At 53.3% G+C, this 24997-nt stretch carries 21 protein-coding genes; 10 read left to right on the plus strand and 11 right to left on the minus strand.

The features are described from left to right. Positions 1-38 precede the first annotated feature (38 nt). A complete protein-coding gene (locus UTO39_RS12605; protein ID WP_320727300.1) occupies positions 39-584 on the minus strand; it encodes a fimbrial protein in 546 nt (181 codons plus the stop codon). Positions 585-844: 260 nt separating this feature from the next. On the opposite strand from UTO39_RS12605, the gene UTO39_RS12610 reads away from it, so the two are divergent. The 4 genes from UTO39_RS12610 to UTO39_RS12625 all read left to right on the plus strand — a co-directional run bounded on the left by UTO39_RS12610 (position 845) and on the right by UTO39_RS12625 (position 4542). Further along, entirely contained in the window at positions 845-1519 is a 675-nt protein-coding gene (locus UTO39_RS12610) for a molecular chaperone (protein WP_320727301.1), read from the plus strand. 12 nt (positions 1520-1531) lie between these two features. Further along, entirely contained in the window at positions 1532-2068 is a 537-nt protein-coding gene (locus UTO39_RS12615; RefSeq protein ID WP_320727302.1) for a fimbrial protein, read from the plus strand. A 232-nt stretch (positions 2069-2300) separates the two neighbouring features. Continuing rightward, positions 2301-2909 (plus strand): helix-turn-helix domain-containing protein, encoded by a 609-nt coding sequence (locus tag UTO39_RS12620; RefSeq protein ID WP_320727303.1) that lies wholly within the window; start codon positions 2301-2303, stop codon positions 2907-2909. 388 nt (positions 2910-3297) lie between these two features. Then, positions 3298-4542, plus strand: coding sequence for a mechanosensitive ion channel family protein (locus UTO39_RS12625; protein ID WP_320727304.1), 1245 nt, complete (start codon positions 3298-3300; stop codon positions 4540-4542). Here the strand turns inward: UTO39_RS12625 and UTO39_RS12630 are convergent, their stop codons facing one another. From UTO39_RS12630 to UTO39_RS12670, 9 genes are all read right to left on the minus strand, one after another. Next, positions 4543-5514: a LacI family DNA-binding transcriptional regulator gene (locus UTO39_RS12630; RefSeq protein ID WP_266178600.1), complete on the minus strand. Its 972-nt coding sequence runs from the start codon at positions 5512-5514 to the stop codon at positions 4543-4545. A gap of 75 nt (positions 5515-5589) precedes the next feature. Continuing rightward, on the minus strand, positions 5590-6732 hold the full coding sequence (locus tag UTO39_RS12635) for a Gfo/Idh/MocA family oxidoreductase (protein ID WP_320727305.1): 1143 nt from the start codon (positions 6730-6732) through the stop codon (positions 5590-5592). Beyond that, positions 6725-7750 (minus strand): sugar phosphate isomerase/epimerase family protein, encoded by a 1026-nt coding sequence (locus UTO39_RS12640; RefSeq protein WP_320727306.1) that lies wholly within the window; start codon positions 7748-7750, stop codon positions 6725-6727. The genes UTO39_RS12635 and UTO39_RS12640 overlap by 8 nt, the downstream gene beginning before the upstream one ends. Before the next feature lie 15 nt (positions 7751-7765). Further along, positions 7766-9001, minus strand: coding sequence for an MFS transporter (locus UTO39_RS12645; protein ID WP_126345080.1), 1236 nt, complete (start codon positions 8999-9001; stop codon positions 7766-7768). Positions 9002-9266: 265 nt separating this feature from the next. Further along, complete coding sequence (gene pheP, locus UTO39_RS12650; RefSeq protein WP_061098970.1) at positions 9267-10652, minus strand: phenylalanine transporter; 1386 nt, start codon at positions 10650-10652, stop codon at positions 9267-9269. Positions 10653-10754: 102 nt separating this feature from the next. Beyond that, complete coding sequence (locus tag UTO39_RS12655; RefSeq protein ID WP_320727307.1) at positions 10755-12728, minus strand: PhoX family phosphatase; 1974 nt, start codon at positions 12726-12728, stop codon at positions 10755-10757. 127 nt (positions 12729-12855) lie between these two features. Continuing rightward, positions 12856-15039: a TonB-dependent siderophore receptor gene (locus UTO39_RS12660; protein WP_320727308.1), complete on the minus strand. Its 2184-nt coding sequence runs from the start codon at positions 15037-15039 to the stop codon at positions 12856-12858. A 130-nt stretch (positions 15040-15169) separates the two neighbouring features. After that, positions 15170-15634, minus strand: a complete 465-nt coding sequence (locus tag UTO39_RS12665; RefSeq protein ID WP_061098973.1) for a hypothetical protein — start codon at positions 15632-15634, stop codon at positions 15170-15172. Then, positions 15621-16412 (minus strand): winged helix-turn-helix domain-containing protein, encoded by a 792-nt coding sequence (locus UTO39_RS12670; RefSeq protein WP_320727309.1) that lies wholly within the window; start codon positions 16410-16412, stop codon positions 15621-15623. Before UTO39_RS12670 ends, UTO39_RS12665 begins: the two co-directional genes overlap by 14 nt. Positions 16413-16986: 574 nt before the next feature. On the opposite strand from UTO39_RS12670, the gene UTO39_RS12675 reads away from it, so the two are divergent. From UTO39_RS12675 to UTO39_RS12685, 3 genes are all read left to right on the plus strand, one after another. Then, the gene (locus tag UTO39_RS12675; protein ID WP_061098975.1) at positions 16987-17427 is read left to right on the plus strand and encodes a winged helix-turn-helix domain-containing protein; all 441 of its coding nucleotides are present in this window, start codon (positions 16987-16989) and stop codon (positions 17425-17427) included. A gap of 132 nt (positions 17428-17559) precedes the next feature. After that, positions 17560-19485 (plus strand): methyl-accepting chemotaxis protein, encoded by a 1926-nt coding sequence (locus UTO39_RS12680; protein ID WP_320727310.1) that lies wholly within the window; start codon positions 17560-17562, stop codon positions 19483-19485. A 50-nt stretch (positions 19486-19535) separates the two neighbouring features. Then, entirely contained in the window at positions 19536-20354 is an 819-nt protein-coding gene (locus UTO39_RS12685) for an EAL domain-containing protein (protein ID WP_320727311.1), read from the plus strand. Positions 20355-20478: 124 nt separating this feature from the next. Here UTO39_RS12685 and UTO39_RS12690 read toward each other — a convergent pair whose 3' ends face one another. Then, positions 20479-21699 carry a cytochrome P450 gene (locus tag UTO39_RS12690; protein ID WP_320727312.1) on the minus strand — a complete coding sequence of 407 codons (1221 nt, stop codon included), beginning with the start codon at positions 21697-21699 and terminating at the stop codon, positions 20479-20481. 511 nt (positions 21700-22210) lie between these two features. Here UTO39_RS12690 and UTO39_RS12695 point away from each other — a divergent pair. From UTO39_RS12695 to UTO39_RS12705, 3 genes are read left to right on the plus strand one after another with little or no spacing between them, the layout of a single operon-like run. Next, on the plus strand, positions 22211-22573 hold the full coding sequence (locus UTO39_RS12695; RefSeq protein WP_320727313.1) for a GtrA family protein: 363 nt from the start codon (positions 22211-22213) through the stop codon (positions 22571-22573). Further along, positions 22570-23487, plus strand: coding sequence for a glycosyltransferase family 2 protein (locus UTO39_RS12700; protein WP_320727314.1), 918 nt, complete (start codon positions 22570-22572; stop codon positions 23485-23487). Before UTO39_RS12695 ends, UTO39_RS12700 begins: the two co-directional genes overlap by 4 nt. A gap of 17 nt (positions 23488-23504) precedes the next feature. After that, positions 23505-24974 (plus strand): glucosyltransferase domain-containing protein, encoded by a 1470-nt coding sequence (locus tag UTO39_RS12705; protein ID WP_320727315.1) that lies wholly within the window; start codon positions 23505-23507, stop codon positions 24972-24974. The last annotated feature ends 23 nt before the right edge of the window (positions 24975-24997 follow it).

The following is a 24997-nucleotide window of genomic DNA, read 5'->3' on the forward strand; positions in this document are numbered from 1 at the left end:
TGCGCCAGGCCGGACCTGGTCTGGCGCGAGCCTGAATATCAGGAATAGGTAATTTGGAAAGTGGCGACAGATTCAACCGCACCCGCAGTAGCGGTATCACCGGTCTTAACATAATCTACGCTCATTGGGATTTTGTTAGTGCCGGTGGCCAGCGTCTGAGAGGAAGATGCTTTACCCAGATCCAGTTTGTTACCGTCCGGTCCGAACAGCTGCAGCGCAACGCCCGTCGCAGCACCTGAGCCAGCGGTGTTAGCAAGCGCACCAGCCTGATCTGGCGTTGACTGACCGTTAAAGGTTACCGTCGCGTTGGTGTACGTGGTCACATCGCAGTCTTCCAGCGAAATGTTGAACGCTTTAGCCTGACCAGAGGCCACGCCTTTTTCTCCCATACTCTCCAGGGTAACCTGATCCAGCATAATCACGCCGTTTTCAGAGTCAGCACTCACAGAACAAGGTGCGTCTGCTACTGAACCAATGAACTGGATTGTCCCGCCGCTGACGGTAGTGGTGCTTGCTGCCTGAGCAGTAAATGCCGCGCCAGCCATGATAGAGGCCACAACGATTGAGATAACCTGCTTATTCATAATAATTACTCCTGATAGTTAAATGTCCCTTATAAAGGTTCAACAAAATAACCACGTAATGGTGTTTTGTTGCTGGATTTATTTTTACAATTCAAACGAGTGGTAACAATTAAAAGCCAGTCCTATTGAGGACTTTAAAAAGGACAATATAAAAAAGGATATATTTTCACACAACCCATAAGCTATGTCCGTTCAGCAAGGATTCTGTTGTCTTTAATTTATTAGGGAAATCTAATTTTAAATATTTCTGGAGTAATCCGTTGAATATCTTTCTACGTCTTATAAGCGGCATTCTTATTATTGCTGCTGCGCAGAATACCTACGCAACTGTCGCCGTAGGTGGAACGCGTGTTTTATATGATGGTTCTAAAAAAGAGGTCTCAATCAGCGTCCGTAATCCGGATGCCACCCCTTATTTAATCCAGACAGTAGTTAATAATCTGACCGAAAACGTGCAAAAACCGCCGTTCGTCATTACCCCACCGTTATATCGTCTTAATGGCGGTAATGAAAATCTGATGCGCATTATCCTCACCGGAACCTTGCCGCAAGATAGAGAATCGATGTACTGGCTGCGTATCAAGGCGATACCCTCGGCGCCACGTGAAAAAAATACGCTGCAAATTGCTGTTGCCACCAATATCAAGCTTATTTACCGTCCGGCGGCGCTGAAAAACATGGACGTCGAAAAAGAGAGCGCGAAACTCAGTTGGCGTATTGTTGGAAATAAACTCGAAGTGACTAATGCCTCGCCATGCTTTATTAACTTCAACGAAATTACCCTCGCGGGTAAGAAGCTCACGAATGTTTCCTGGGCCGCACCTGAAAGTACCACCTCCTTTACCCTGCCCTCAGGCGTAACCGGAGGCAACCTTAAATTTAACGTCATTAGCGACTTTGGCGCTATTGGCGAAATGCACACAACCTCTATTTAATGGATTCTTATTATGCGTTATACAACTAATATCGTTTTTTCTTCCGCTCTGGCGCTGATGACAGCATTTGCGTTCCCACAAGGTGCGTTTGCTGGTGACCCTGTGAATCTTCAGGTGACGGGTACCGTGGTAGCCTCACCCTGTGAAATCTCGGGTAATGCTGATGTGCCGGTGAATCTTGGCGACAGTCTCCAGACCGCCGATTTGAACGCCGCGGGTAGCAGCTCTGCATGGATACCCGTGAATGTTTCGCTGCAAAATTGTCCGGCGGGAACTTCCAGCGTTACCGCTACCTTTAGCGGTGATGCAGATGCAGCAGATCCAGAGTCCCTTTATGTGAATAGTGGCGATGCCAAGAATGTCGCCGTTCAGCTTCAGGGTTTAGCGGATGAAAAATATGGCGATGGCAAAACTGCGACTCTGCAGATTGCTGATGCAGCAGATGGTAAACCGACATGGAATATGCAGGCCCGCGCCTTCAGCAAAAATGGCGGCGTAACGCCTGGCTCCATTGTCGCTAACATCACGATGACTTTTGCCTATAACTAAATTCTTACGCTTCATGGAACCGCCATCGGAAGGCGGTTTCGCATTGATTTACGATTCGGCAGGCATGATCTAACAACACGCAACATCTCCCTCAAAAGTTCTGATGGTAGTTCATTTTAACTCCAGGCCATAACCCTCACACCTTCTCCCGGTGGCGCAATTTAATCTGAGCCCCTCAAGCAAAATCTTCTATTATTAGTGATAAATAACATCTTTCAGGACTTTTAAGCTCATGAAACCAGTGAACCATTTTCATAATCTCATCGCAGGGATTAGCGACGCTTCTCGCATCAAAACCGCCCGCGCACGCCAGCTCATCTCGCTTGATAATCATGCGGAGCCAATGACTTTTATTCTTCATGACGGCATAGCCGCAGCATATCGCAACAGCGATCAATTGTTATTGAAATACTTTAAAGCACCAATGATCTTAGGCGTGAACGAACTGGTCGATATTAACGCGGATACATTTGTGAAGGCTTATACCACCATTCATTATGAGATTATGCCAAGCAAAAACGTTCTGGAGGTGATCAACCATGAGAGCCTGTGGAAAGATATCTCTTATGTTTATATGTATGGCATAAAACAGCTCCTTCATGCTCATAAAACGTCCGCCGGTCTTTCTACCTATGAACTTATTCGGCTAAATCTGATGGCGCTGATGAGCGAAGATGAGGATCTTCGGTCGCAAATCAACGTAAGCGATTATATTCAGGAGAAAACGCGTATCTCCCGCAGCCGAGTAATGAAAATTCTTAGCGACTTACGCAACGGCGGTTATATCGAAGTAAATCGAGGAATCCTTATTACAATTAATAAACTTCCAGAAAGATATTAACATTTCCGAATCAGCCTGATGACGGAGGGTGGTAATTTTCACTGTTTTTTTTGAACTTTTTTAGTATTCTGGGATGACGTCATCGCATGGTTATTTCTTTGTAGAGGGCGTCAACACGGAGCGTAATTTTTATATATAACGCTCTTAGGGAAAATTTAAACCTGAAGTGAACGTTCTCGCAATGATCTTATAACGTATTACGTTGATTTCCCGCTAACCTCCTGCGCAACCGCACTATGAATCGCCGAGGCGATCTCGTTCTGACAACGGTCCCCCTTCCCTGCTCCGGCCGGAAGCAGGCGATCTTCTCTTCAGGTGCATCAGCGTTGCGTTTGCATAATGAATTCACAGCGGTCATTATGGTAGCTGCAACAATACAGGAGATGTTATGCAGGAATTAATTGCTCAGGTTGAAGAGTTAGGCATTGAAATTAATCACACCACCTCTTTAGTGATTATCTTTGGTATTATTTTTCTCACCGCCATCATCGTTCATTTTATTCTGCACAAGCTGGTGCTGCGCGCATTCGAGAAGCGCGCGCAGGCCAGCAGCCATTTGTGGCTGCAGATCATTACCCAGAATAAATTATTTCACCGTCTGGCATTTACCCTGCAGGGGATAATCGTCAACGTTCAGGCGGTACTGTGGCTGCAAAAAGGCAGCGAAGCGGCGGAAATGCTCACCACCTGCGCGAAGCTGTGGGTGATGGTGTATGCCCTGCTCTCCTTCTTCTCGCTGCTGGACGTGATATTTAATCTGTCGCAAAAGATGGCGACCGCGTCGCAGCTGCCGCTGAAGGGGATCTTCCAGGGCATCAAGCTGGTGAGCGCAATTCTGGTGGGGATTTTGATTATCTCCCTGCTGATCGGCCAGTCCCCGGCGATTCTGATCAGCGGCCTGGGGGCCATGGCAGCCGTTCTGATGCTGGTCTTTAAGGATCCGATTCTCGGTCTGGTTGCCGGGATACAGCTCTCCGCCAACGACATGCTCAAGCTCGGCGACTGGCTGGAGATGCCGAAGTACGGCGCCAACGGCACGGTGACGGACATCGGCCTGACCACCGTGAAGGTGCGCAACTTCGATAACACCATCACCACCATCCCGACGTGGGCGCTGGTCTCCGACGCCTTTATCAACTGGAGCGGGATGTCCGCCTCGGGCGGGCGACGCATCAAGCGCAGCCTGAATATCGATACTACCAGCATTCATTTTCTCGACGAGCAGGAGCAGCAGAAGCTGATTCAGTCCAGGCTGCTGAAGCCCTATCTGGCCGCGCGCCATGAGGAAATTAGCCTGTGGAATCAGCAGAACGGCGAAGGGGAATCGGTATTAAACCTGCGCAAGATGACCAATATCGGCACCTTCCGCGCCTACCTGAATGAATATTTGCGCAATCACCCGCGCATTCGCAAAGATATGACGCTAATGGTGCGCCAGCTCGCGCCGGACGCCAACGGTCTGCCGATTGAAATATATGCCTTCACCAACACGGTAGTCTGGGCGGAATATGAGGAGATTCAGGCCGACATCTTCGACCATATTTTCGCGGTGGTGGATGAATTTGGTCTGCGTATTCACCAGTCGCCAACCGGGAACGATATTCGCTCCCTGGCGGGCGTTATCGCAAAATAATCAGGTGCTGGCGCGGGAAATAAAGCGCCAGTCCATCATCACCCTTTCCGTGGGCGCATCCGGGTTGTCGATCTTGTTTAAGAGCAGATCGACCGCCTTGCGCCCGATATCCCGCGACGGCTGCTCAATGGTGGTGAGCGAAATCATCTCCGCCAGCTCGGTGCCGTCAAAGCCCACGACCGCAATATCCTCCGGCACCCGCAGCCCGGCCTGCTGAATGGCGCGCAGCGCGCCCGCCGCCAGCGTGTCGGAAACGGCAAATACCGCGTCCGGCGGATTCTCTTTCAGCAGATTTTGCATCGCGGCCATGCCCGCACCGGAGCTGAGATCGCTGGCATACTCCACGGCCTGATAGTCCAGATCCCGCAGGTGGATCACGCTCTTGTAGCCGCGCTCGCGCAGGCGGGCATATTTGTAGCTGAGATCGTGGTTGATCATTGCGATGCGCTTGCGGCCGCCGTCGGCCAGCCGGCTGACGGCATGCTGTGAAGCGTCCACATCATTGATGCCGACGCAGGAGACCGCGCCCGCATCGGCGTATTCGGCGCACTGCACCCACGGGGCAGAACCAATCAGCGCGGCAAGTTCCGGCAGCTTCGAGAAGGCGTCCATGGTGATAATCCCGTCGACGATTTTGCCGGAAAGCAGGCTTAAGCCCGAGCGGGAGCGCTCAATGTCCGAGCCGGAGTTGCACAGCAGAATGCGGTAGCCGTTTTTCTCGGCCTCGGCTTCGATGCCCTTCACCACCTCGGCGCAGAACGGGTTGGCAATGTTGGACACCATCACCAGGATCATATAGCTGCGGGCGGTGCGCAGCTGACGGGCGAGCAGGTTTGGCTGGTAGTTGCTCTCCTGAATCGCCCGCAGAACGCGCTCGCGGTTTTTCGCCTTCACGGTGTCGCTGTTATTCAGCACGCGGGAGACCGTCGCCACGGAGACCCCGGCCAGCTGAGCGATTTTCTGAATTGACATAGCGACGACACATCCTGCGGTTAGCGTTTTGTGCAGGCTACCATAAATTTATTGCCCGGCGAACCGGGCAACGCGTTATTGTTCCACGCGCACCCAGCGCTGCTGCTGATGGCTTTTCACAATAGCATCAATGATATACATCACGTTTGCGCCATCGTGAAACGTTGCAAACTGCGGCGCCTCCGGCATCGCGCCCGCCTGCACGGCGCGGTAGAACTGCGCCATCATATTTTTGAAGGCGTCCGGCCAGCCTTCAATATGCCCGCCGGGGAAGTGGGCGCTGTCGGCAACGTCAGGGTTCATCAGCCCCGGATCGTCGGTGAGCGTCTGGTTGGCCTGCGCGCGATGGCCGATCCACAGCTGCTGCGGCACCTCCTGATCCCACGCCAGCGAGCGCTCGCTGCCGTTGATCTCAAACGTCAGGCGGTTTTTACGCCCGGCGCTCACCTGCGAGACGCTAAAGCTGCCCTTGCTGCCGTCGTCAAAGCGGAACAGCACCGAGCCGAAGTCTTCGGTGGTAACCGGTTTGTCTTCATACTCCGCCTGCTCGTCGTGGGAGAAGGTTTGATTTCCGCCCCTGCTGGCCCTGCGCGTCGGCCAGACGATGGAGAGATCCGCCATCACCTCGGTAATGCGCCGCCCGGTGACGAACTGCACCGTGTCGCACCAGTGGGAGCCGATATCCGCCACCGCGCGCGATGCGCCGCCGAGCGCGGCATCCACCCGCCAGTTGTAGTCGGTTTCCAGCAGCATCCAGTCCTGCAGATAGCTGCCGTGCGAGGCAAAAAGCCGCCCGACGCTGCCCGCACGCAGCATGCTCGCCGCCTGGCGCACCATCGCAAACTGCCGATAGACGAAGCTCACGCCGTGCACCGCGCCCGCCTGCTCCGCCAGCGCCACCAGCTCGCGCGCCTCGTCCGGGGTCATGCACAGCGGCTTTTCGGAAAACACGTGCTTGCCCGCGCGCAGGATCCGGCGGTTAATCTCGGCGTGAAGGTGGTTCGGCGTGCAGTTGTGCACTACGTGCAGATCGGGGTGCGCCAGCAGATCCTCTACGCTGGCGTAGACGTGCGGCATATTCATGGCACGCGCCTTTTCCTGCGCTTTGGCAAGCGTGCCGTCGCAGAGGGCCACAACCTGCACAAAACCGAGACGCCGCAGCGCCTCGATATGCGCCGGGCCGATAAACCCGCTGCCGATAATCCCGACGTTAATCATGCTTGCCTCCAGCGGCGAAATCATCAAACGCGCGCCCGGAGACCGGAATGATGTGGCGGCGAATAAATTCGCTGCCTTCGCGCGCGCCGGTATCGCCGTCCTTCAGGCAGCACTCCCACTCCAGCACCGCCCAGCCGTCATAGTCGTACTGGGTCAGCTTGCTGAAAATGCCCTTAAAGTCGATCTGCCCGTCGCCGAGCGACCGGAAGCGACCGGCGCGGTTGATCCACGGCTGGTAGCCGCCGTATACGCCGCTGCGTCCGCTGGGGCGGAACTCCGCATCCTTCACGTGGAACGCCTTGATGCGCGCGTGGTAGATGTCGATAAAGGTCAGGTAGTCCATCTGCTGCAGCAGCATATGGCTCGGGTCAAAGAGAATATTGCAGCGCGGATGGTTATCCACCTGCGCCAGAAAACGCTCGAAGGTCACGCCGTCGTGCAGATCTTCCCCCGGGTGCAGCTCAAAGCAGACGTCCACCCCCTGCTCGTCGAAGGTATCCAGAATCGGCCGCCAGCGGTTTGCCAGCGCCTCGAACGCTTCCTGAAAACGCTGTTCGTTATGGGGCGGCCACGGGTAGAAAAACGGCCAGGCCAGCGAGCCAGAGAAGGTGGCGTGCGCTTTCAGGCCTAATCTTGCCGAGGCGACCGCCGCCTGCTTAAGCTTATCCGTGGCCCACGCCCGACGCGCCGCATCGTTACCGCGCACGGACGCGGGCGCGAAGTGGTCAAACGCGTCGCTGTAGGCGGGGTTTACCGCCACGAGCTGCCCTTCCAGATGGGTCGACAGCTCGCTGATGGCCAGCCCGTTCGCGGCCAGCTTACCGCTGATGTCATCGCAGTAGGCCTGGCTCTCTGCGGCTTTCTCCACGTCAAAAATGTGCGGATGGTTGCAGGGGATCTGCACCGCCTTATAACCTTTATCTGCCGCCCATCCAGCCAGCCCGTCGAGCGAGTTAAACGGCGCTTCTGCGCCAATAAACTGCGAGAGAAAAATGCCGGGCCCTTTTATCGTCCTCATACCACCTCCTGAACGTTACGCCTTGTCATCGTCATACTTAAACGTGAGAAGGAAAATCAGCGCGATCGCCGCGGCAGCCACCGCCGGGATCCACCAGAATGTCACCCACGCCTGCGGCACGGTCTGCCCGGCCACCAGGCGGTTATAGAGCGCGCCGGAAATCTGCGAGCCGAGGAGCATGCCGATGCCGTAGGTGAACATCACGATCATGCTCTGGGCCTGACCTTTCACCTTTTCGCCCGCCACGCGGTCGGTGTAGATAAAGCCGACGACAAAGAAGAAATCGTAGCAGACGCCGTGGAGCAGAATGCCGAGGTACAGCAGGATGCGCCCCTCCTCGCTGACGCCCAGCGCGAACATGGCGTAACGCACAAACCACGCCAGCATGCCGATCAGCAGCATGACCTTCACGCCCAGACGGCGGAACAGCAGCGGAATGACCAGCATGAAGAAGATCTCGGACATCTGCCCGAACGACATGGCGGTGCTGACGTCCGCAATCCCGGCATCCGCCAGGTACGAGGCGGTGTAGGCGTAGTAGGTGCCGAGCGGAACGGAGATCAGCATCGCGCAGACGGAGAAAACGAAGAAGTGGCGGGTTTTGAGCAGCGCAAAGGCATCCGCGCAGAAGAGATCGCGCACCTTCACCGGCAGGCCTTTCGCCGGAGCAGGCGTGTGCGGCAGCGTCAGGCTGTAGAGAGCCAGCAGCACGGAGCTGGCCGCCGCCACCTGGAAGATGGTGACGCTGGACGCCACGCCGGTGACGCCAATGAAAATGCCCGCCACGATCCAGCCGATGGTGCCGAACACGCGCACCACCGGGAAGGTTTTATCCACGTTCGCCAGGCTGTGAAACGCGATGTTGTTGGTCAGCGCCAGCGTCGGCATGTAGCAGAGCGTGTAGCCAAACAGCAGGCCAATCAGCAGCGCGCCGTTTTCGGCAATCAGCGCGCCCGGCACGAACCAGAGGATTGCAGCCCCCGCCAGGTGCATCACCGCCATCACCTTCTGCGAGGCGAAGAAGCGGTCCACCAGCATCCCGAGCACGAACGGCGAGAGAATGGAGGCGATTGGCCCGGCGGAGAACGCATCGCCAATCAGCAGAGACATGTTGTGCTGGGTCATCACCAGGCCGAGCGTAACTGACCAGCTACCCCAGATAAAAAACTGCAAAAACATCATTAGCGACAGCCGCGGCACCAGCAGCCGGTGCTGCGCTATCGCCTTTTCACTACTTTCAGTTGACACCATGATAAGCCCCACCCGGAAAAAGTAATCGATTACAAAACGGTTCAGATAAAAAGTAATCGATTACAAAATAAAGATCCTGTGGATCGTAGAAGATTTGGGAGAGGGGTCACGATAAAGATGGAGCAGTCTTTTGTAGGCCCGGTAAGCGCAGCGCCACCGGGGGTGAAGGCGGGGTGATGGTGCGGCCTGGTGCCCTCACCCCAGCCCTCTCCCACAGGGAGAGGGTGCAAACACTAAAAACGGCAACCAGGTTGCCGTTTTGCTTTTACCTTCGAGAGAGCTTAAACGCAATAAACAGGAACACCACCCACACCGGCAGCAGCATTGCCGAAAGTCGCATCTCATCCATAGTGCACATCAGCACCAGAATCAGCCCCAGGAACGCGATACAGATATAGTTCCCCGCCGGGTAGAGCAGCGCCTTAAACTGCGTCTCGCGCCCCTTGCGGCGCATCGCCGCGCGAAAGCGCAGGTGCGCCAGGCAGATCATGATCCAGTTCAGCAGCAGCGTGGCAACCACCAGCGCCATCAGCAGGCCGAAGGCCTGTTTCGGCAAAAGGTAGTTAATTAGCACTACCAGAGAGGTAATCGCGCCGGAAAGGAACAGCGAGTTAACCGGCACGCCGCGACGGCTGACGCGGGTGAGGAACTTCGGCGCGTTGCCCTGTACGGAGAGGCCAAACAGCATACGGCTATTAGAGTAAACGCCGCTGTTATAGACCGACAGCGAGGCCACGAGGATGACGAAGTTCAGCGCCGAAGCCACCACGTTGCTGTTGAGATCGTGGAAAATCATCACGAACGGGCTGCTGTCGGACTTCACTTCCACCCACGGGTAGAGCGCCAGCAGCACCACCAGCGAGCCGATATAGAACAGCAGAATACGGTACACCACCTGGTTGACCGCTTTCGGAATGCTTTTGTGCGGGTCGCGCGCTTCGGCAGCGGTGATACCGATCAGCTCCAGCCCGCCGAAGGAGAACATGATCACCGCCAGGGAGAGGATCAGCCCTTTCCAGCCGGTCGCCAGAAAGCCGCCGTGCTGCCACAGGTTGTCGATAGTGGCCCGCTCGCCGCCGTGGCCGGAGAACAGCAGCCACAGGCCAAAGCCGATCATGCCGATAATCGCCAGCACCTTGATCAGCGCAAACCAGAACTCGGTTTCGCCATACAGCCGCACGTTGACGAGGTTAACGGCGTTAATGATGATGAAGAAGGCCGCCGCCCAAATCCACGTGGGCACGTCCGGGAGCCAGTACTGCATGTAGATGCCTGCGGCGGTCAGCTCCGCCATCCCCACCAGCACGAACATCACCCAGTAGTTCCAGCCGGAGAGGAAGCCTGCGAACGGGCCCCAGTATTTATAGGCAAAGTGTGCGAAGGAGCCTGACACCGGCTCTTCAACGACCATCTCGCCGAGCTGGCGCATGATCAGGAAGGCGATAATCCCGGCGATAGCGTAACCCAGCAGAACCGCCGGGCCGGCCATCTGAATGGCGGGGCCGATACCGAGAAACAGCCCGGTACCTATCGCGCCGCCGAGGGCAATTAACTGAATATGTCGATTTTGCAAACCACGTTGCAGCGTCGGATTCTGATCCGACGAGGCTTCAGCGCTACCATGGCCTGAAGCGGATGACGCGTCTTTCACGCCCTACCCCTGTCTCTTTTTTAGAAGGGGCACGTTTTAACACTTCATGCTGGTGGTAGCAAGCTTAACGCCGGGCCAGCGCGTGCGCCCGGCGGATAAACGTCACGACCCGATAATTCCGCCGTCCGCTTTAACTATCACTACCGTTGACGAACGCGGGCGTCCGTTCGGGCTGGCGTCCGGCCAGTTGGAGACGGCGCGCGGATTGGCCGGATCGGTAATATCATCCCCGCCCTCCCCCGGATGCTGAATGTTGATAAACAGCGTCCGGTTGTCCGGCGTAAACGCAATGCCGGTGATTTCGCACCCGCGCGGCCCGGTCAGGAACCGGCGATACTCGTTGGTGCCCGGAATGGTGGCCACCATCTGGTTATTACCCATCCCCTCGTAGGCTTTCTTATTGATGGTGCTGGAGGAGACGTCGGTCTGGATCCACAGGACGCCCTGATGATCGAACGACAGTCCGTCCGGGCTGCCGAATGCCGCGCCCTGCATGGAGCCTTTGGCCTTCGGATCGTCGCCGTCGGTGCGTCCGGCCATGACCAGAATATCCCACTTAAAGCGTGCAGCAGCAGGGTCCGCTCCGTCTTCGTGCCAGTGCATAATATGACCAAACACGTTGTTGGCGCGCGGGTTGGCGGCATCCACCGGCGCCTTCCCCTCTTTTCCGCGATCGCTGTTGTTGGTGAGCGTACAGTAGACGCTGCCGCTGGCGTGCGGATCGACGGCTATCCACTCGGGACGATCCATTTTGGTTGCCCCCACCGCGTCGGCCGCCAGGCGGGTTTTAATCAGCAGATCGCCCTGGCTTTCAAATCCTTTGCTTTTATCCAGGCCATTTTGCCCGAAGACCAGCGGCAGCCAGTCGCCGCTCCCGTCCTCGTTGAACCTGGCGACGTACAGCGTACCGGAGGTCAGCAGCTGCATATTGGCTTCACGGTTAGCGGGATCGTATTTTTTGTCCGAGACAAACTTATAGATGTACTCAAACTTCTGATCGTCACCCATATAGACCACCACGCGGTTATCGGCGGCGAGCGTGACGGCAGCCCCCTCATGCTTGAAGCGGCCCAGGGCGGTGTGCTTGCGCGGGGTGGAGGTCGGGTTGTAGGGATCGATCTCCACGACCCAGCCGAAACGGTTGGGTTCGTTAGGTGTTTTATCGACGCTGAACCGCTCATCCACCTCGTTCCAGCGGTAGGATTCATCGCTGTCGCTGATGCCGTAGCGTTTTTCCAGCGGGTTGCGATCGGCTTTTTTGACAAAAATATCCGACCAGTTTTCCTCGCAGGTGAGATAGGTGCCCCACGGCGTATGCCCGTTGGCGCAGTTTTGCATGGTGCCCAGCACGCGTTCCCCCTGCGGGTCAGCGGCGGTTTTCATTAAGTCCTGATGCCGCGCCGGGCCGGTAAGCTGCATCGGCGTATTGACGGTGATGCGGCGGGCATAGGAGGACGGGCGTACCACCTGCCAGTCGCTGCCCGCTTTTTTCACTTCCACTACCGAGACGCCCATCGCGTTCTGCCCCTTGCGGGCCTTGTCGAGGCTCCAGTTCGCCGTACCGTCGGTAAACAGCATCCCGTTGTCGATGTATTCATGGTTCAGCGCCAGCAGGCCATGCTCCGGATTTTGCTCCCCCTGCGGCAGGCTGAACCACGCCATGCCGTCGTGGTGCATGCCCGCCTGCACGGCCTGTTCGTCCGTGGTGTTGCTGGCGTCCGGCTTAAAGGCCGGCATGTTGCCCTTGATCCCCGTCGGGTCACCCCAGCGATAGAACGGGCGGGCAATATAGCCTTCCGGCACCCTGACCGTATCCTCCGTAGAGACGTCGATGCTGGTAAAGCCCAGGGAAACCGCCTTTGCCAGCGCGGAAGGCTTCGATACCGCGGCAACGGCATTTTCGGGTTTGATCAAAAAGGGGAATGAAACGGCAGCCCCCGCCACGGCGCCCATCTGAAGAAAACGGCGGCGGGAGAGGAACACCTCTGCTACCTCGGAGAATACCGGGTTTGCGCTGCGGTTAGCGATGTCGTCGCGATGTTCTTTTTTAAATACGGATTTGAGGGGTCTGCCCATAGCGGCTTCCTGTCATTGGCCAAGAGGTAAGGAGTTGGCGACCAGTGTAAGAAGCTTTTATTACAATTTTATAACACAGTGACGGAAGGATGGGGGCATCCGTGCCCCGGATAACGAGGTGGAACGCTTAGAACTCGTAGCCAACCGAGACCTTAAAGGTACGCGGCTCGCCCTGAGTGATGTAGGTACCGGAATCGTCCACGCTGGCCCAGTAGTTTTCGTTGGTCACGTTGTCGATGCCCGCGCGCACGGTCATCTGGTTTGCGTTGTGGTTCACCGCGAAGCGATAGCGCATGCCCAGATCCAGCGTGGTGTAGCTGTCGAGCTTTTTGGTGTTCGCGAGGTCAGCATACTGCGTGCCGGAGTGGTTCACGCGCGCGGTCGCCGTCAGGCCGTCAACCGGCTTGATGTCGTACTCCGCGCCCAGCACGGCGTAGAAGTTCGGAATGCCGATCGCATCGTTGCCCTGGTTCACGCCGTTTTTGGTTTTCGTCAGCTCCGCCTGCAGCCAGGTGGCGCTGGCGTTCAGGCGCATCCCGAGCATCGGCTCGCCGAAGACGTTCAGCTCCACGCCCCGGTTACGCTGTTCCGCGTCCAGGCCGTAGTGATTGTTAGCATCGAGGATCGCCGAGGGCATTTTGATCTCAAACAGCGCCAGCGAGCCGCCCACGCGCCCGAAGTCCGCCTTCACGCCCACTTCGTTCTGCTTAGAGTGAACGATGCCGGTGCTCTGGCCGTAGTTGGTGGCGGTGTTAGGTGCGGTTTTGCCCGGCTGCAGCGCTTCGGTGTGGTTAGCGTAGAGGGAAATTTCCTCCCACGGTTTGTAGACCACGCCGTAGGTTGGCATCCAGCGGCTGCCGTCGAAACCGTCCGCGTCGTTCTCTGCGCCGGTAATTTTGTTATACCCGCGAACGACCACTTTCTGATGGCGCGCGCCTGCGGTGAACAGCAGCGTGTCGTCCAGCACGCCCAGCGTGTCGCTCAGCAGCCAGCCCTGAGTGCGGGTGCGCCCGCTGGTCAGCGGATCGCTGTATTTACCGCCGGAGCCGTTGAAGTTGGTGCTGTCCGGCATATCAACGCCGGTGTTGTGGTAGATGTTGGTGGTCGGGTTATCCTTCGTCGCCGACATTTTCCACGCGATTTTTTCGTTTTTGGTCATTGCGGAATACCCGACGTTCACCTTGTGCGAGACGAAGCCGGTGTTGAAGTTGCCGCGAATGCCCGCCATGCCGCTGACGGAATCGCTGATGCGGTTGGTATCCAGACGGCTGACCGTCGCCTTGCCGCTCTTGTCGACCAGCTTCGGCGCGCTGTAGATCCCTTCTTCATGCGCGTGCTGCGCGCCCAGGCCGGTATAGGCCGTCCAGCTATCGGTGATGTCGTACTCGCTGCGCCACATCCCGAACTCGTTTTCGATATCGCTGTAGGCCCACTTCTGCGAGAAGTTACGATCGTTTTTCGGCGGTTCAGGCACGAAATCCACCGCCGAGATGTTGACGCTGGTCGGGCTGCCGTGGAAGGTTTTTTTCTGATAGCCCAGGTCCAGCGAGGTGCGGAAGCGGTCGCCTTTGTAGTCCAGGCCGGTGGAGAGCAGCGTGGTGCGGCGGCGATCGTTCGGTACGCCGGTTTCCCCTTCACGATGCACGAGGTTCACGCGCGCGCCGAACTGGTCGCTATCGCCAAAGCGACGGCCCGCATCCAGCGTGGTGCCAATCTGCGAATCCGAGGTGTAGTCCACGCCCACTTTCGCCTGCGGGGTGTCGCCCGCGTGTTTTGGCTCAAGGTTGATCATCCCGCCCACGCCGGAGCTTGCCGCACCGTTCATCAGGGAATTAGCCCCTTTGAAGATCTCGATGCGGTCGACCATCTGGGCATCCACCACCTGACGCGGCAGCACGCCGGACAGGCCGCCAAAGGTCATGTCGTCGCCGTCAAACTTCAGGCCGCGAATGCGGAAGGTTTCCGCGCTGTTGCCGTACCCCTGAACGAACTGCACGCCCGCGTCGTTGGCGACCACGTCAGCAATGGTTTTCGCCTGCTGATCTTCCACCAGCTTTGAGGTGTAGCTGATGATGTTGAACGGCACGTCCATGGCGTTCTGCTGGCCGAGCATCCCCATGCGTCCGCCGTTCGCCACCTGCCCGTCAAGGAAGGCCGGCACCAGCTGGTCGCCGCCGGGTTTAAAGTCGCCGGCAGGTGCAGACTGCACAACGATGGTGTCTTCTTGTTTATCCTCCGCCGCCCAGGCGGAATGTGTAACCGCGCCAATGGCGAGCGCCAGCAGCGTTTTGTGCATTTTGGTGTTGTTCATCGTTAACTCGTTTGAAAGTGCGCGCAAAAATGACCCGTTGACGGGCCTTAGAATGTTTTAGCTGCAATGCAAATGAGAACTATACGCATTATCTATACTTTGGCAAGCGCAAATGTCCGCAGGATCCTGCTCATCCTTTAGCACAATAAAAAGCGGGGGTATTTCCGAAGATGAAGAGGTAGGCAGAAGCGTTCACCGGAACGATCTGAATACTAATGCCATGGTCGCGTTGACGGAAAAAATCGGGAATAGCATGACGAAAAGGTTCGTCTTTTTTGGGGCGTTCATTCGTATCGCTGGAGATCATAATGACTCGCCCCTCTTCTCGCCAGTAACGGAAGGCAATTTTATTGCTGATGGCAACCGGCTCCTGACCCGCCTGGCTGTATTCTCCGGTGGAGTCGTAACTGCCAGTACCGTTATTAAACGTAAACGTCATGAGGGTATCTACTCGCGAATTTTCGTCAACAATAATGAGATGACTCTCACAGGTAAAATGATTCCGCTGATAATGCGTATACCAGGCATAAAAAAGTGGCGCGATAATCATCAAAAGGATGAACAGCCAGTGAACATTCCGGCTAGTCATTTTCATGATATTGCTCCCTGTACATAATGGAATCACATTGTGCACCAGCAACCTCAGGCAATTTATCGCACACAATCACCGATGTCCCATTTTGATAACGATTGAGCGTGATATAGGCCACCTCACCAGCGTTGCACTGGATGGGGTAACGTTTAGTCAGTGCAATATAAATACGCTGACTTTTTATTTTGTCATGCAACGAGGAATAAACGTCGCACCCTGCAATATTGCCGATCGGTTGATAGGTTTCAAACCCGGCGCGTTGTTCATGCAGCTGTTGAAAGAGAACCAGACACGAAAGAATAAATAACAATGCAGCGATGCCATACGCTACTTTCCCTGAGAGAAAGCGGAAACGGTTCTCCGCTGCGCGCGGTGTCGGGACAGAAGCTTCAGTATGCAGGCCGGCAGGCGAAGCCGCATCCGTCGTGATAAAGGCGTCGAGCGTACCCGTCTGAATTTGAGCGACCGACTTAAACCCCGCCTTGGGTACGGTTTGCACAACATTATCTGCCAGCCCCGCCATCTTAAGGGCTTTACGAATTGAGGCGATAGTCTGGTAGAGGGCGTTAGTCGTGACAACTGCCCCCTGTTTTTCCCATACCGCTGAGAAAAGATAACGCTGCGTAAGCACCTCGCCGTTGTGTTCAAGCAGCTGTAGCAGGCACTCGCTAACCGGAGCATGCAGGAACACAGCGCGCTCAGGGTAGCCTGAAAGTGAGCACAGTCGACGCAGCTCAGGCTCAAAAAGCACGGTGCCGTTTATCAGAAAGACGGGCTTCATGACGCACCGGCCGTTAACGTGCAGGGATTTAGTACATTCATCATTATTATACTTTCGCGTCCGTATCCGTTTTCTGATTCAGAAATTAGTGATTTATTATCAATAAACTACGCGTTTACACGCCCAGTTTTTCGTCTCCTTCCACCCCGCTTGAGGATCAACTTAATCAGTATAAATCATTTATCTTCACTCCTCTTTGCCGCAGAGGAACCGTAACCTATGCGGTATCGAAAAGGCGCTGTCAGGCTTCTCATTACCCGGCGGTGCCAACAGAAAGAAATGCTGAATCTTTTTCAAAATTTGCATTTTTATGTTGAGTGGTCGGTTGTATATCAATTTTCAGGATAAACGTAATAAAAATAAAAAACATCTGACGTTTTATTCCAAAAATACAACTTATATCGACAAAAACTCCATGCCCGGATGAGGTACAACCGGTTTCTCATAGCGCACAGGGATGTGTATTGGAAAGCATTTATTGCAGCCATATAATCCACCCTATAAACGGTATGGATTATCTCAGCGCTTATATGTAGTGATGCAAGTTCGTCTTCATTTAATATGGGTATTAGATATGGGTTATCGTCTATATGGGTTTATGATCGGAGATGACATTCATTTTGACATTTCTAACCGCAGGCTCTACCGCCTTACTGGCATCCAGAGTGATAAAAGCATTGCATTTGCCTCCATTTATTTTAATGAAACAATGCTCAGGCTTTTCCTGTATTTGTTGATGAATGGCAGAACCCAGCCCATTCCCAAAGAAGAGCTCTTTGAAGAAATTTGGGAGTCGCATAATCTGAGCCCGTCCACACAACGGCTGTGGCAGGTTCTGCGCAATCTCAATAACAAACTGAGTATGCTAGGGTTACCAGAAAATTTTATTCGCAATATTAAAGGGTGTGGTTACATCATTAATTATTCGGATGTGATCCCCGTTTATTACAGAACGAGCGAACTCCCGGCTCATTCTGTTAAAAAAGAGGAGAAGACAGATAGCCTGAGTGAGTGATGTCAACTCAGGTTCTTGCCCTGAGCACTCGCGTGCGAGGGGCTTTTTTTTGTCATCTCTCTTCTGCATCACTTTTTTCGTTAATGATTTATTAGCACTGTTGTTTGGTTTATACCAACACTGGAATTATATATGAGCATAATCAACCATTTTGCCAATTTAAAAGTTCGTAAGAAGTTATTCTTTGGTTTTTCTCTCGTCCTGCTCGTGACGATTGTTATTCTGATTTCAGGTTTGCTGGGTCTCAGCAACATTCAGGATAAAGTCGAAAAGAACGGCCATACCACGGACCTGTTTAACGCCCTGACGCAGGTTCGCTTAGGCCGGACGAATTTTCAGTACACGCTCGACCAGAAGTACCTTGATCAGACCAACGCCGCCACCCAGCGCATGCAGAGTATTGTCGCCAGTATGGAAAAATTGTCCTGGTCCCCGGAAGGAAAAAAAGCGCTGGACGATACGGCAAATGCGGTGAACAGCTACGTCGCCACCCTGCTGCCTTTCACAAAATCCCTTTCTGAGAAGAAAATCAGCGAACAGAAACTGAGCACTCAGGGGCTGTGCGATAACTCCGGCCTGGCTTCCACGCTCAGCCGCAACGGCACGCTGGACGCTTCGCACGCTCTTGTGGCCGCGCAGATTGCGTTTGTCATGAGCGACATTGATTCTCAGGTTACCCTCTATAAACAGCATCCTACGGATGCGTTAATGAAAGGGATCCGCGCGCGTCTGGACATCGCAAAATCTGACACCGAACAACTGTTATCGGTTGCTACCGAGGAACAAAAAGTTTGGCTGCAGTCAGGCCTGGAAGATATGCAAAACGTCGCGGCTGAGTTAATAAATTATCAAAGCGTCTGGAATCAACAGTCGACGCTCTCCGATACCTTAACCGGTAAAGCGATAACGCTGACGCAGGCCATCCAGACGTTATTTAGCCTGCAGCAGAAAAAAGTGTCTGATACGGTTGATAGCGTTCAGATACAGATGGGCATTGTTGCTGCCATCGGTCTTGTGCTCGGCGTCCTGTTAGCAATGGGCATCACCCTGTCCATCACCCGTCCGCTTGATGAGACCCTGCGTGTCGCTGAGCAAATCGCCCAGGGCGACCTCACCAGCACCCTGACCAGTACACGTCGCGATGAGCCAGGTCTGCTCATGCAGGCCGTTGCGACCATGAATGCAAACCTGAAAAACATCATTCATGACGTGCGCAATGGGGTGGATAGCGTCGCCCGTTCGTCTTCAGAAATTGCCGCAGGCAATATGGATCTGTCGTCGCGCACCGAACAGCAGTCAGCCGCCGTCGTCGAAACCGCCGCCAGCATGGAAGAGTTGACTTCTACCGTCGCGCTCAACGCCGAGAATGCTAATCATGCGCGCCAGCTGGCTGATGAAGCCGCGCAAAATGCGACGGAAGGGAGCCAGATCTCATTGAAGGTGATCGATACGATGAAAAACGTGCGCAGCAGTTCGCACCGCATTTCAGAGATCACCACCGTGATTAACAGTATCGCCTTCCAGACCAATATTCTGGCGCTTAATGCCGCCGTTGAGGCCGCCAGAGCGGGCGACCAGGGTAAAGGCTTCGCCGTGGTTGCCGCCGAAGTGAGGACTCTTGCCCAGCGCAGCGCGCAGTCAGCAAAAGAGATTGAAAACCTGATTAACGAATCGGTCGTGCAGGTGGATGCGGGCTTTAGTCTGGTTGAAAGCGCCGGCGATGCGATGACGAAAATAGAGACATCAGTGGCGCAGGTGCGTGACATCATGAACGAAATTGCCGCCGCCACCGATGAGCAAAGCCGCGGAATTTCGCAGATTGCCCAGGCGATGGCAGAAATGGACACCACCACTCAGCAAAATGCCGCCCTGGTGGAGGAGTCTTCCGCTGCGGCAAGTTCGCTGGAGGAACAGGCTGTGCAGCTTGAAAAAGTGGTGTCGATTTTCCGTGTATCAAACGGGCACAAAATCCGCCAAAGAGAAAGCCAGCTCACCGCCAGCGTGACCCCTCTTAAACGATCTTCTACCCATGATCGGGACGACTGGGTCAAATTCTGATAACCACCGCGCGGCTGTCCGGAGAGGGCGCCGCGCGCTTAAGGCTCACGATGATAACCACGACAAAATGGCTCACCCGCTTCAACGCCCTGTTGGCTCGCCTGCTTACCCTCGCCCCGGAAAGAACCCTGAGCGCGGCCATCGAGAAGCGCGAGATTATGCCGGTTTACCAGCCCTTTTTTGACAGCCAGACGGGCACTATCGCGGGTATTGAGGTACTCGCACGCTGGAATCATCCCCTGTACGGCCCCGTGTCTCCAGATACCTTTATCCCGCTGGCGGAGAAACACCGGCTTATCGCCCCGCTAACGCATCATCTGATTCAGCAGGTCATTGCCGATCTTCAGCATCGGATCCACCTATTCCCGGACCGGCTCTATATCAACCTTAATCTGAGCGCCTGTAACTGCCTCGATCCGCGCTTCGAGACGGATACGCTTGAGCTTTTGCAAAAACTCGTGTCGAGTCAGGTCCAGCTGGTTATCGAAATTACGGAACGCGATCCGCTACATTTCACTCCCCAGTTAAGCGAATGGTTTGCAACGCTCCGACGATCGAATATTTCCCTGGCACTGGATGACTTTGGGACTGGCTATTCCAACTTCTCTTACATTCACGCGCTGGAGCCCGAATTCATCAAGATAGACAAACTGTTTGTCGGCCAGATTAGTGAAAATGGCGATACCCGACTGGTAGACAGCCTTATCGAATTGGCGAAAAAAATGCGCCTGAGGATCATTGCCGAGGGCGTAGAAACAAAGGCTCAGGCCGACTACCTGCGCTTAAAGGACAGCGATTTTTTGCAGGGTTACTATTTCGGTAGGCCTATGAAGATCGATGAACTCGTCGGGAAAGTTAATGCTTGCTGAAGAACAGCCACTCTGCACTGGGGGCGGCTGCAATGACATTATTTTTTTGATATCGGTGCCGTGAATTTTATCGTGAGTCACGAGGGAAACAGGATCCTCATCCTGCCACTGCCCTCATTATCGCTTAGATAATTTTAACCGGCAGCGTCTCCAGCGTGCGGAGAATCAGGCTTCGATTCGACCATTTCGCGTCGCCGTCCAGAGCGATCGTCCCGCGTTCGCTTAAGGCCATCGCCAGCGTTTCAGCCTGACACTGCGCCAGCAGTTGTCCAATACACTGGTGTACACCGGCGCCAAATCCCAGCTGACGCTGTCCGTTCCTGCGGCCAGGAATAAAGCGCCACGCCTCTTCAAAGACGCTTTCATCCCGATTCGCCGAACCGAGGCATAACAAGATGTTATCCACGGCTTTAAGTTCACGCTCCAGAAACTGCACGGGAGCCACAACCCTTCGCCTGCCCATCTGCAGCGGAGACTCAAAGCGCATGGTTTCACTGACGATTTCTTTCATCCGGAGAGTGTTATTTCTGACGCGTTCCTGTAATTCAGGATGCTGTGCCAGCATATATATGAGGTTTCCGGTTAACGCTTCGCTGGTTTCACTGCCGCCGATAAGCATCGTGACGCAGTCGGTGCTAAAGCGTGCGGCAAGCGCATCCCGATCGCCGCCATATCCTTTCAGAAGGCTGCGATAAAAAAGCGAGTCGTAACCCTGTCCGTGCGCCTGCGCGAGTTGTCGAAAACTGTCATCCAGACGGGAAAGCGCCACGATCAGCCGCTCAAGTCCCTCCCGATCGATGGCGCTGGGATCCAATAAGAGCCGGATGGCATTTTTCTCTTGTTCAACCACCTCCTGCTGCGCTTCCGGCAGGTTGAGCCAGGCGGTAAACAGTTTCCCCCAGAGCGGCGCTGCTATCTGGCGTATGCCGTCAAAAGGGCCGGCGGCCGTTAAATCTGCCACCACTGAATGCGACTCCTCAGAAACAAGGCGGGTTAACGCCGCCCAGGATTCGCCGGTAAAAAGAGCCTGCAGCGCCTGACGGTGCGCGCGATGCACATTCCCGTCTTCAAACAGCACAATGCCATAGAGAAGGTCCCGCAAAGGGGGCGACAGGCTGAAGCACTGTTTTTCCATTTCGGTATGAACATCTTCAGGTATGCCAGAAGAGACAAACGCCCGCTCTTTTAGCGCCTGATAAACATCCTGATAGCGGGTAAGCACCCACGTTTTACCGATTCGCGCCACCGGCTGGTGGTGTCGCATATGGTGATAGACGCTATGAAGATTTTCCTGAAAGACAGGTGAGGCGGGATTAAACCGAAGTGCTTTGTCGACATATGCCACGGGTGAACCCTCATTGCAGGATTAATCACCTTTCAGTAAAGCAGGGATGTGTTTCAGTTCAAATGTACGTTATGACTCCGAATGTCGCATCCGGCTCACACCGTCATCGTGCATCGGTATCTCTTCCCAGCTTCCTGTTTGCAAATCCTCTAGGTGAGGATTGGGTGATTTCGGTATCGCTTTATCCTCAGAGCACTTTCCATTCGACAAACCAGTGATAAACCATTGCACGGGCTCAGTGAAGCGTTTACAACAAGCAAAGCACCGTTAATAATTCCTTCGCGATAGTGTGTAGCTCCAGTTCGAATGAAGTTTATGGCTGCGGGTCTGACTATGATGCGCTGGTCAAGCGATATGCGCTGCTCAACATAGTCTGCAGCAGGGATCGGAAATCCCATACCCCATACTGTATTCATATACAGCAATTAAGCTTTTGAAATTCATCAAGTGCTGATCAGATTGGTCTTAGGTGGTAAACTCCACTAAATTCTAAAACAACCAAACTACTCGTATGCTTAAGCTATTCTCAAAATATTTGACTGTTGGCGTTTTCAACACCGCTATTCACTGGTTCGTCTTTGCGGTATGCGTCTATATGTTTTCTGTGAACCAGGCAGCGGCTAACCTTCTGGCATTCGCGACTGCGGTAACTTTCTCATTCTTCGCAAATGCGGCCTTTACCTTCAAGTCAAAGCCAAAGGTGAGAGGGTATTTTCTGTTTGTTTCCTTCATGGGGCTTATGAGCATTCTGGTTGGAAAGATATCTGATTATTATCAGATCGCCCCCATCATAACTCTTGTTGAGTTTTCGCTGATAAGCCTAGTGTGCGGGTTCTTTTATTCAAAACACATTGTCTTTAGGGAAGAAAAATGAAGATTTCTCTGGTTGTTCCCGTCTTCAATGAAGAGGACGCGATACCAATTTTTTACAAAACCGTCAGAGAGTTTGAAGAACTTAAACCATATGAAGTAGAGATAGTCTTCATCAATGACGGAAGCAAGGATGCAACCGAGGCGATCATAAATTCAATAGCCATATCAGACCCTCTCGTTAAGCCGCTATCCTTCACGCGAAACTTTGGAAAAGAGCCAGCGTTATTCGCAGGGCTTGACCACGCAACCGGCAACGCGATTATCCCAATCGACGTAGATCTGCAGGATCCTATCGAGGTCATACCTCACCTTATCAATAAGTGGCAGGCCGGTGCTGACATGGTTCTGGCTAAACGAACAGACCGGTCTACAGATGGCAGGCTTAAGCGCAAGACGGCTGAATGGTTCTATAAGCTGCATAACAAAATCAGTAATCCGCAGATTGAAGAGAACGTTGGCGATTTCCGCCTGATGTCTCGCGAAGTAGTGGAAAATATCAAGCTCATGCCCGAAAGAAATCTCTTCATGAAAGGCGTATTGAGCTGGGTAGGCGGACAGACTGATGTCGTTGAGTATGCTCGTGCAGAACGTGTGGCAGGTAATACAAAATTCAATGGGTGGAAGCTCTGGAATCTGGCTCTGGAAGGTATTACAAGTTTCTCCACATTCCCTCTTCGCATGTGGACTTATATCGGCCTCGCCGTCGCTGGGATGGCTTTCCTGTATGGCGCATGGATGATTATAAATACCCTTGCCTTTGGTAATCCAGTTCGTGGCTACCCCTCCCTGCTTGTTTCTGTCCTGTTCCTGGGTGGCATACAGTTGATTGGGATTGGAGTGCTTGGGGAGTATGTCGGAAGGATATACACAGAAGTCAAAAACAGACCTCGTTATGTTTTGAAAAATAAAAGCTGATAGCGCAGGAATATAAAATGTTTAAAAAAGATGAGAAGACATTTCTAATCTCTCTGTCTATTATGATTTTGCTGTACATTTCACCTATCATCCTTGCTGACCGTCTTTACATAGATGATATATTGAGATCGCAGTATGGATATAAAAACTGGGGTCTTAATGGCAGACCCCTTGCAGATGCAGTAATGGCTCTGGTAAACATGACGCTTGGAGAGATCGTTGATATTTCTCCACTACCTTTGCTGATAGCTTGTGGGGCATATGTTCTTTGCTCGTTGGCATACTATAAAACAGCTATTAACTTTATTGGTCCTTTCAAGGCCGGTTTGCTTTTCTTCTTTGTAATAGCAAACCCATTCCTGCTGGAGAACCTTTCTTATAAGTTTGATGTCCTTCCAATGATTTTGTCGGCGGCGGTCTTACTGCTTCCTTTTTGCGGAATCAGAAATTTAAACTTAAAATTAGTGGCAGGAGTCCTGTGCGTAGCGGCATCGCTAAGTCTTTACCAAGCTTCAATTGGCTTCTTTTGTGCACTGGCACTTATTGAGCTCGCTATAGCTTACAGGAAAAACAACGCTACTGATTGTAACCTTCTGAAAGTTTTGTGCATAAGGGTAGCGTCACTGTTTATTGGCTATTTAGTATACAGCCTCATTGCTAAGTATTTCATTCAAGGTGACTACAACGAAACACATTCACAAATGATTGGATTTAATTCCGAGGGTTTTCAATCAGTAATTGATACATCCAGAGGAATGAATTATCAGTTAATGAGGACAGTTGGTGAAATGCCAGTTGTTGTATATGCTGTTGCAATTCTTGCTGTTGTTTTTTCGGTTTACTCAGTATACGCAAGAAAAGCCTCATGGTCCGCATCCAGATTTATCATTTGTCTGGCGGTAATAACGTCTCCTGCAACCATATATTTGCTTTCCTTTATTCACTTAAGTTTATTAAAGAATCCTATATTTGTTCATAGAGTCTTAGTGTCCTTCTGCGGCATTATAATGTACGTTGTTTTGATGACGCTTTTTTACATTCAGAGAAAGACTCTTTTGACCCTTCTCCTGGCTCCTCTATTTTTATTTGCAAATTATTACTCTTTTGCATATGGAAATGCACTAAAATATCAAAAGGAATATGACGTAAAGCTTTCTAGTGAGTTAGCCCAAGCTGTATCACGTGACGATCCAGACGGAGTTAAACAGGTTCGCATATTTGGAACCCAAGGCTCATCAATACAAAGACTAAACGCCATCAAAAGACTACCTTCTCTTGAGCCTCTTATCCCACTTTATTACACGGGTGGCTGGTGGGGAACTCATCTTATAAAAATGTATGATATTACAAATGAGATAACCGGAGAGAGCAATTTAAATAGAGCATGTGCAATGCGAGAAATTGAGGCTAATCAAAGATACAGAATTTACTCCGATAAAAGTGTAATTCTAATTTCTTTTGAAGTACCGCACTGCAACGTCGAATAAATTAAATGGCCCTTCCGGGCCAT

This window comes from Enterobacter sp. 118C5 (genome assembly GCF_034107645.1).
Classification (GTDB): domain Bacteria; phylum Pseudomonadota; class Gammaproteobacteria; order Enterobacterales; family Enterobacteriaceae; genus Enterobacter; species Enterobacter nematophilus.

What these genes read in the sequence shown, in the direction of transcription:
- UTO39_RS12605 (WP_320727300.1), bottom strand. Translation starts at nt 584, where the DNA reads ATGAATAAGCAGGTTATCTCAATCGTTGTGGCCTCTATCATGGCTGGC.
- UTO39_RS12685 (WP_320727311.1), top strand. Translation starts at nt 19,536, where the DNA reads ATGATAACCACGACAAAATGGCTCACCCGCTTCAACGCCCTGTTGGCT.
- UTO39_RS12660 (WP_320727308.1), bottom strand. Translation starts at nt 15,039, where the DNA reads ATGAACAACACCAAAATGCACAAAACGCTGCTGGCGCTCGCCATTGGC.
- UTO39_RS12635 (WP_320727305.1), bottom strand. Translation starts at nt 6,732, where the DNA reads ATGATTAACGTCGGGATTATCGGCAGCGGGTTTATCGGCCCGGCGCAT.
- UTO39_RS12645 (WP_126345080.1), bottom strand. Translation starts at nt 9,001, where the DNA reads ATGGTGTCAACTGAAAGTAGTGAAAAGGCGATAGCGCAGCACCGGCTG.
- UTO39_RS12665 (WP_061098973.1), bottom strand. Translation starts at nt 15,634, where the DNA reads ATGAAAATGACTAGCCGGAATGTTCACTGGCTGTTCATCCTTTTGATG.
- UTO39_RS12680 (WP_320727310.1), top strand. Translation starts at nt 17,560, where the DNA reads ATGAGCATAATCAACCATTTTGCCAATTTAAAAGTTCGTAAGAAGTTA.
- UTO39_RS12630 (WP_266178600.1), bottom strand. Translation starts at nt 5,514, where the DNA reads ATGTCAATTCAGAAAATCGCTCAGCTGGCCGGGGTCTCCGTGGCGACG.
- UTO39_RS12625 (WP_320727304.1), top strand. Translation starts at nt 3,298, where the DNA reads ATGCAGGAATTAATTGCTCAGGTTGAAGAGTTAGGCATTGAAATTAAT.
- UTO39_RS12675 (WP_061098975.1), top strand. Translation starts at nt 16,987, where the DNA reads ATGGGTTATCGTCTATATGGGTTTATGATCGGAGATGACATTCATTTT.
- UTO39_RS12615 (WP_320727302.1), top strand. Translation starts at nt 1,532, where the DNA reads ATGCGTTATACAACTAATATCGTTTTTTCTTCCGCTCTGGCGCTGATG.
- UTO39_RS12655 (WP_320727307.1), bottom strand. Translation starts at nt 12,728, where the DNA reads ATGGGCAGACCCCTCAAATCCGTATTTAAAAAAGAACATCGCGACGAC.
- UTO39_RS12640 (WP_320727306.1), bottom strand. Translation starts at nt 7,750, where the DNA reads ATGAGGACGATAAAAGGGCCCGGCATTTTTCTCTCGCAGTTTATTGGC.
- UTO39_RS12695 (WP_320727313.1), top strand. Translation starts at nt 22,211, where the DNA reads ATGCTTAAGCTATTCTCAAAATATTTGACTGTTGGCGTTTTCAACACC.
- UTO39_RS12670 (WP_320727309.1), bottom strand. Translation starts at nt 16,412, where the DNA reads ATGAAGCCCGTCTTTCTGATAAACGGCACCGTGCTTTTTGAGCCTGAG.
- UTO39_RS12620 (WP_320727303.1), top strand. Translation starts at nt 2,301, where the DNA reads ATGAAACCAGTGAACCATTTTCATAATCTCATCGCAGGGATTAGCGAC.
- UTO39_RS12705 (WP_320727315.1), top strand. Translation starts at nt 23,505, where the DNA reads ATGTTTAAAAAAGATGAGAAGACATTTCTAATCTCTCTGTCTATTATG.
- UTO39_RS12700 (WP_320727314.1), top strand. Translation starts at nt 22,570, where the DNA reads ATGAAGATTTCTCTGGTTGTTCCCGTCTTCAATGAAGAGGACGCGATA.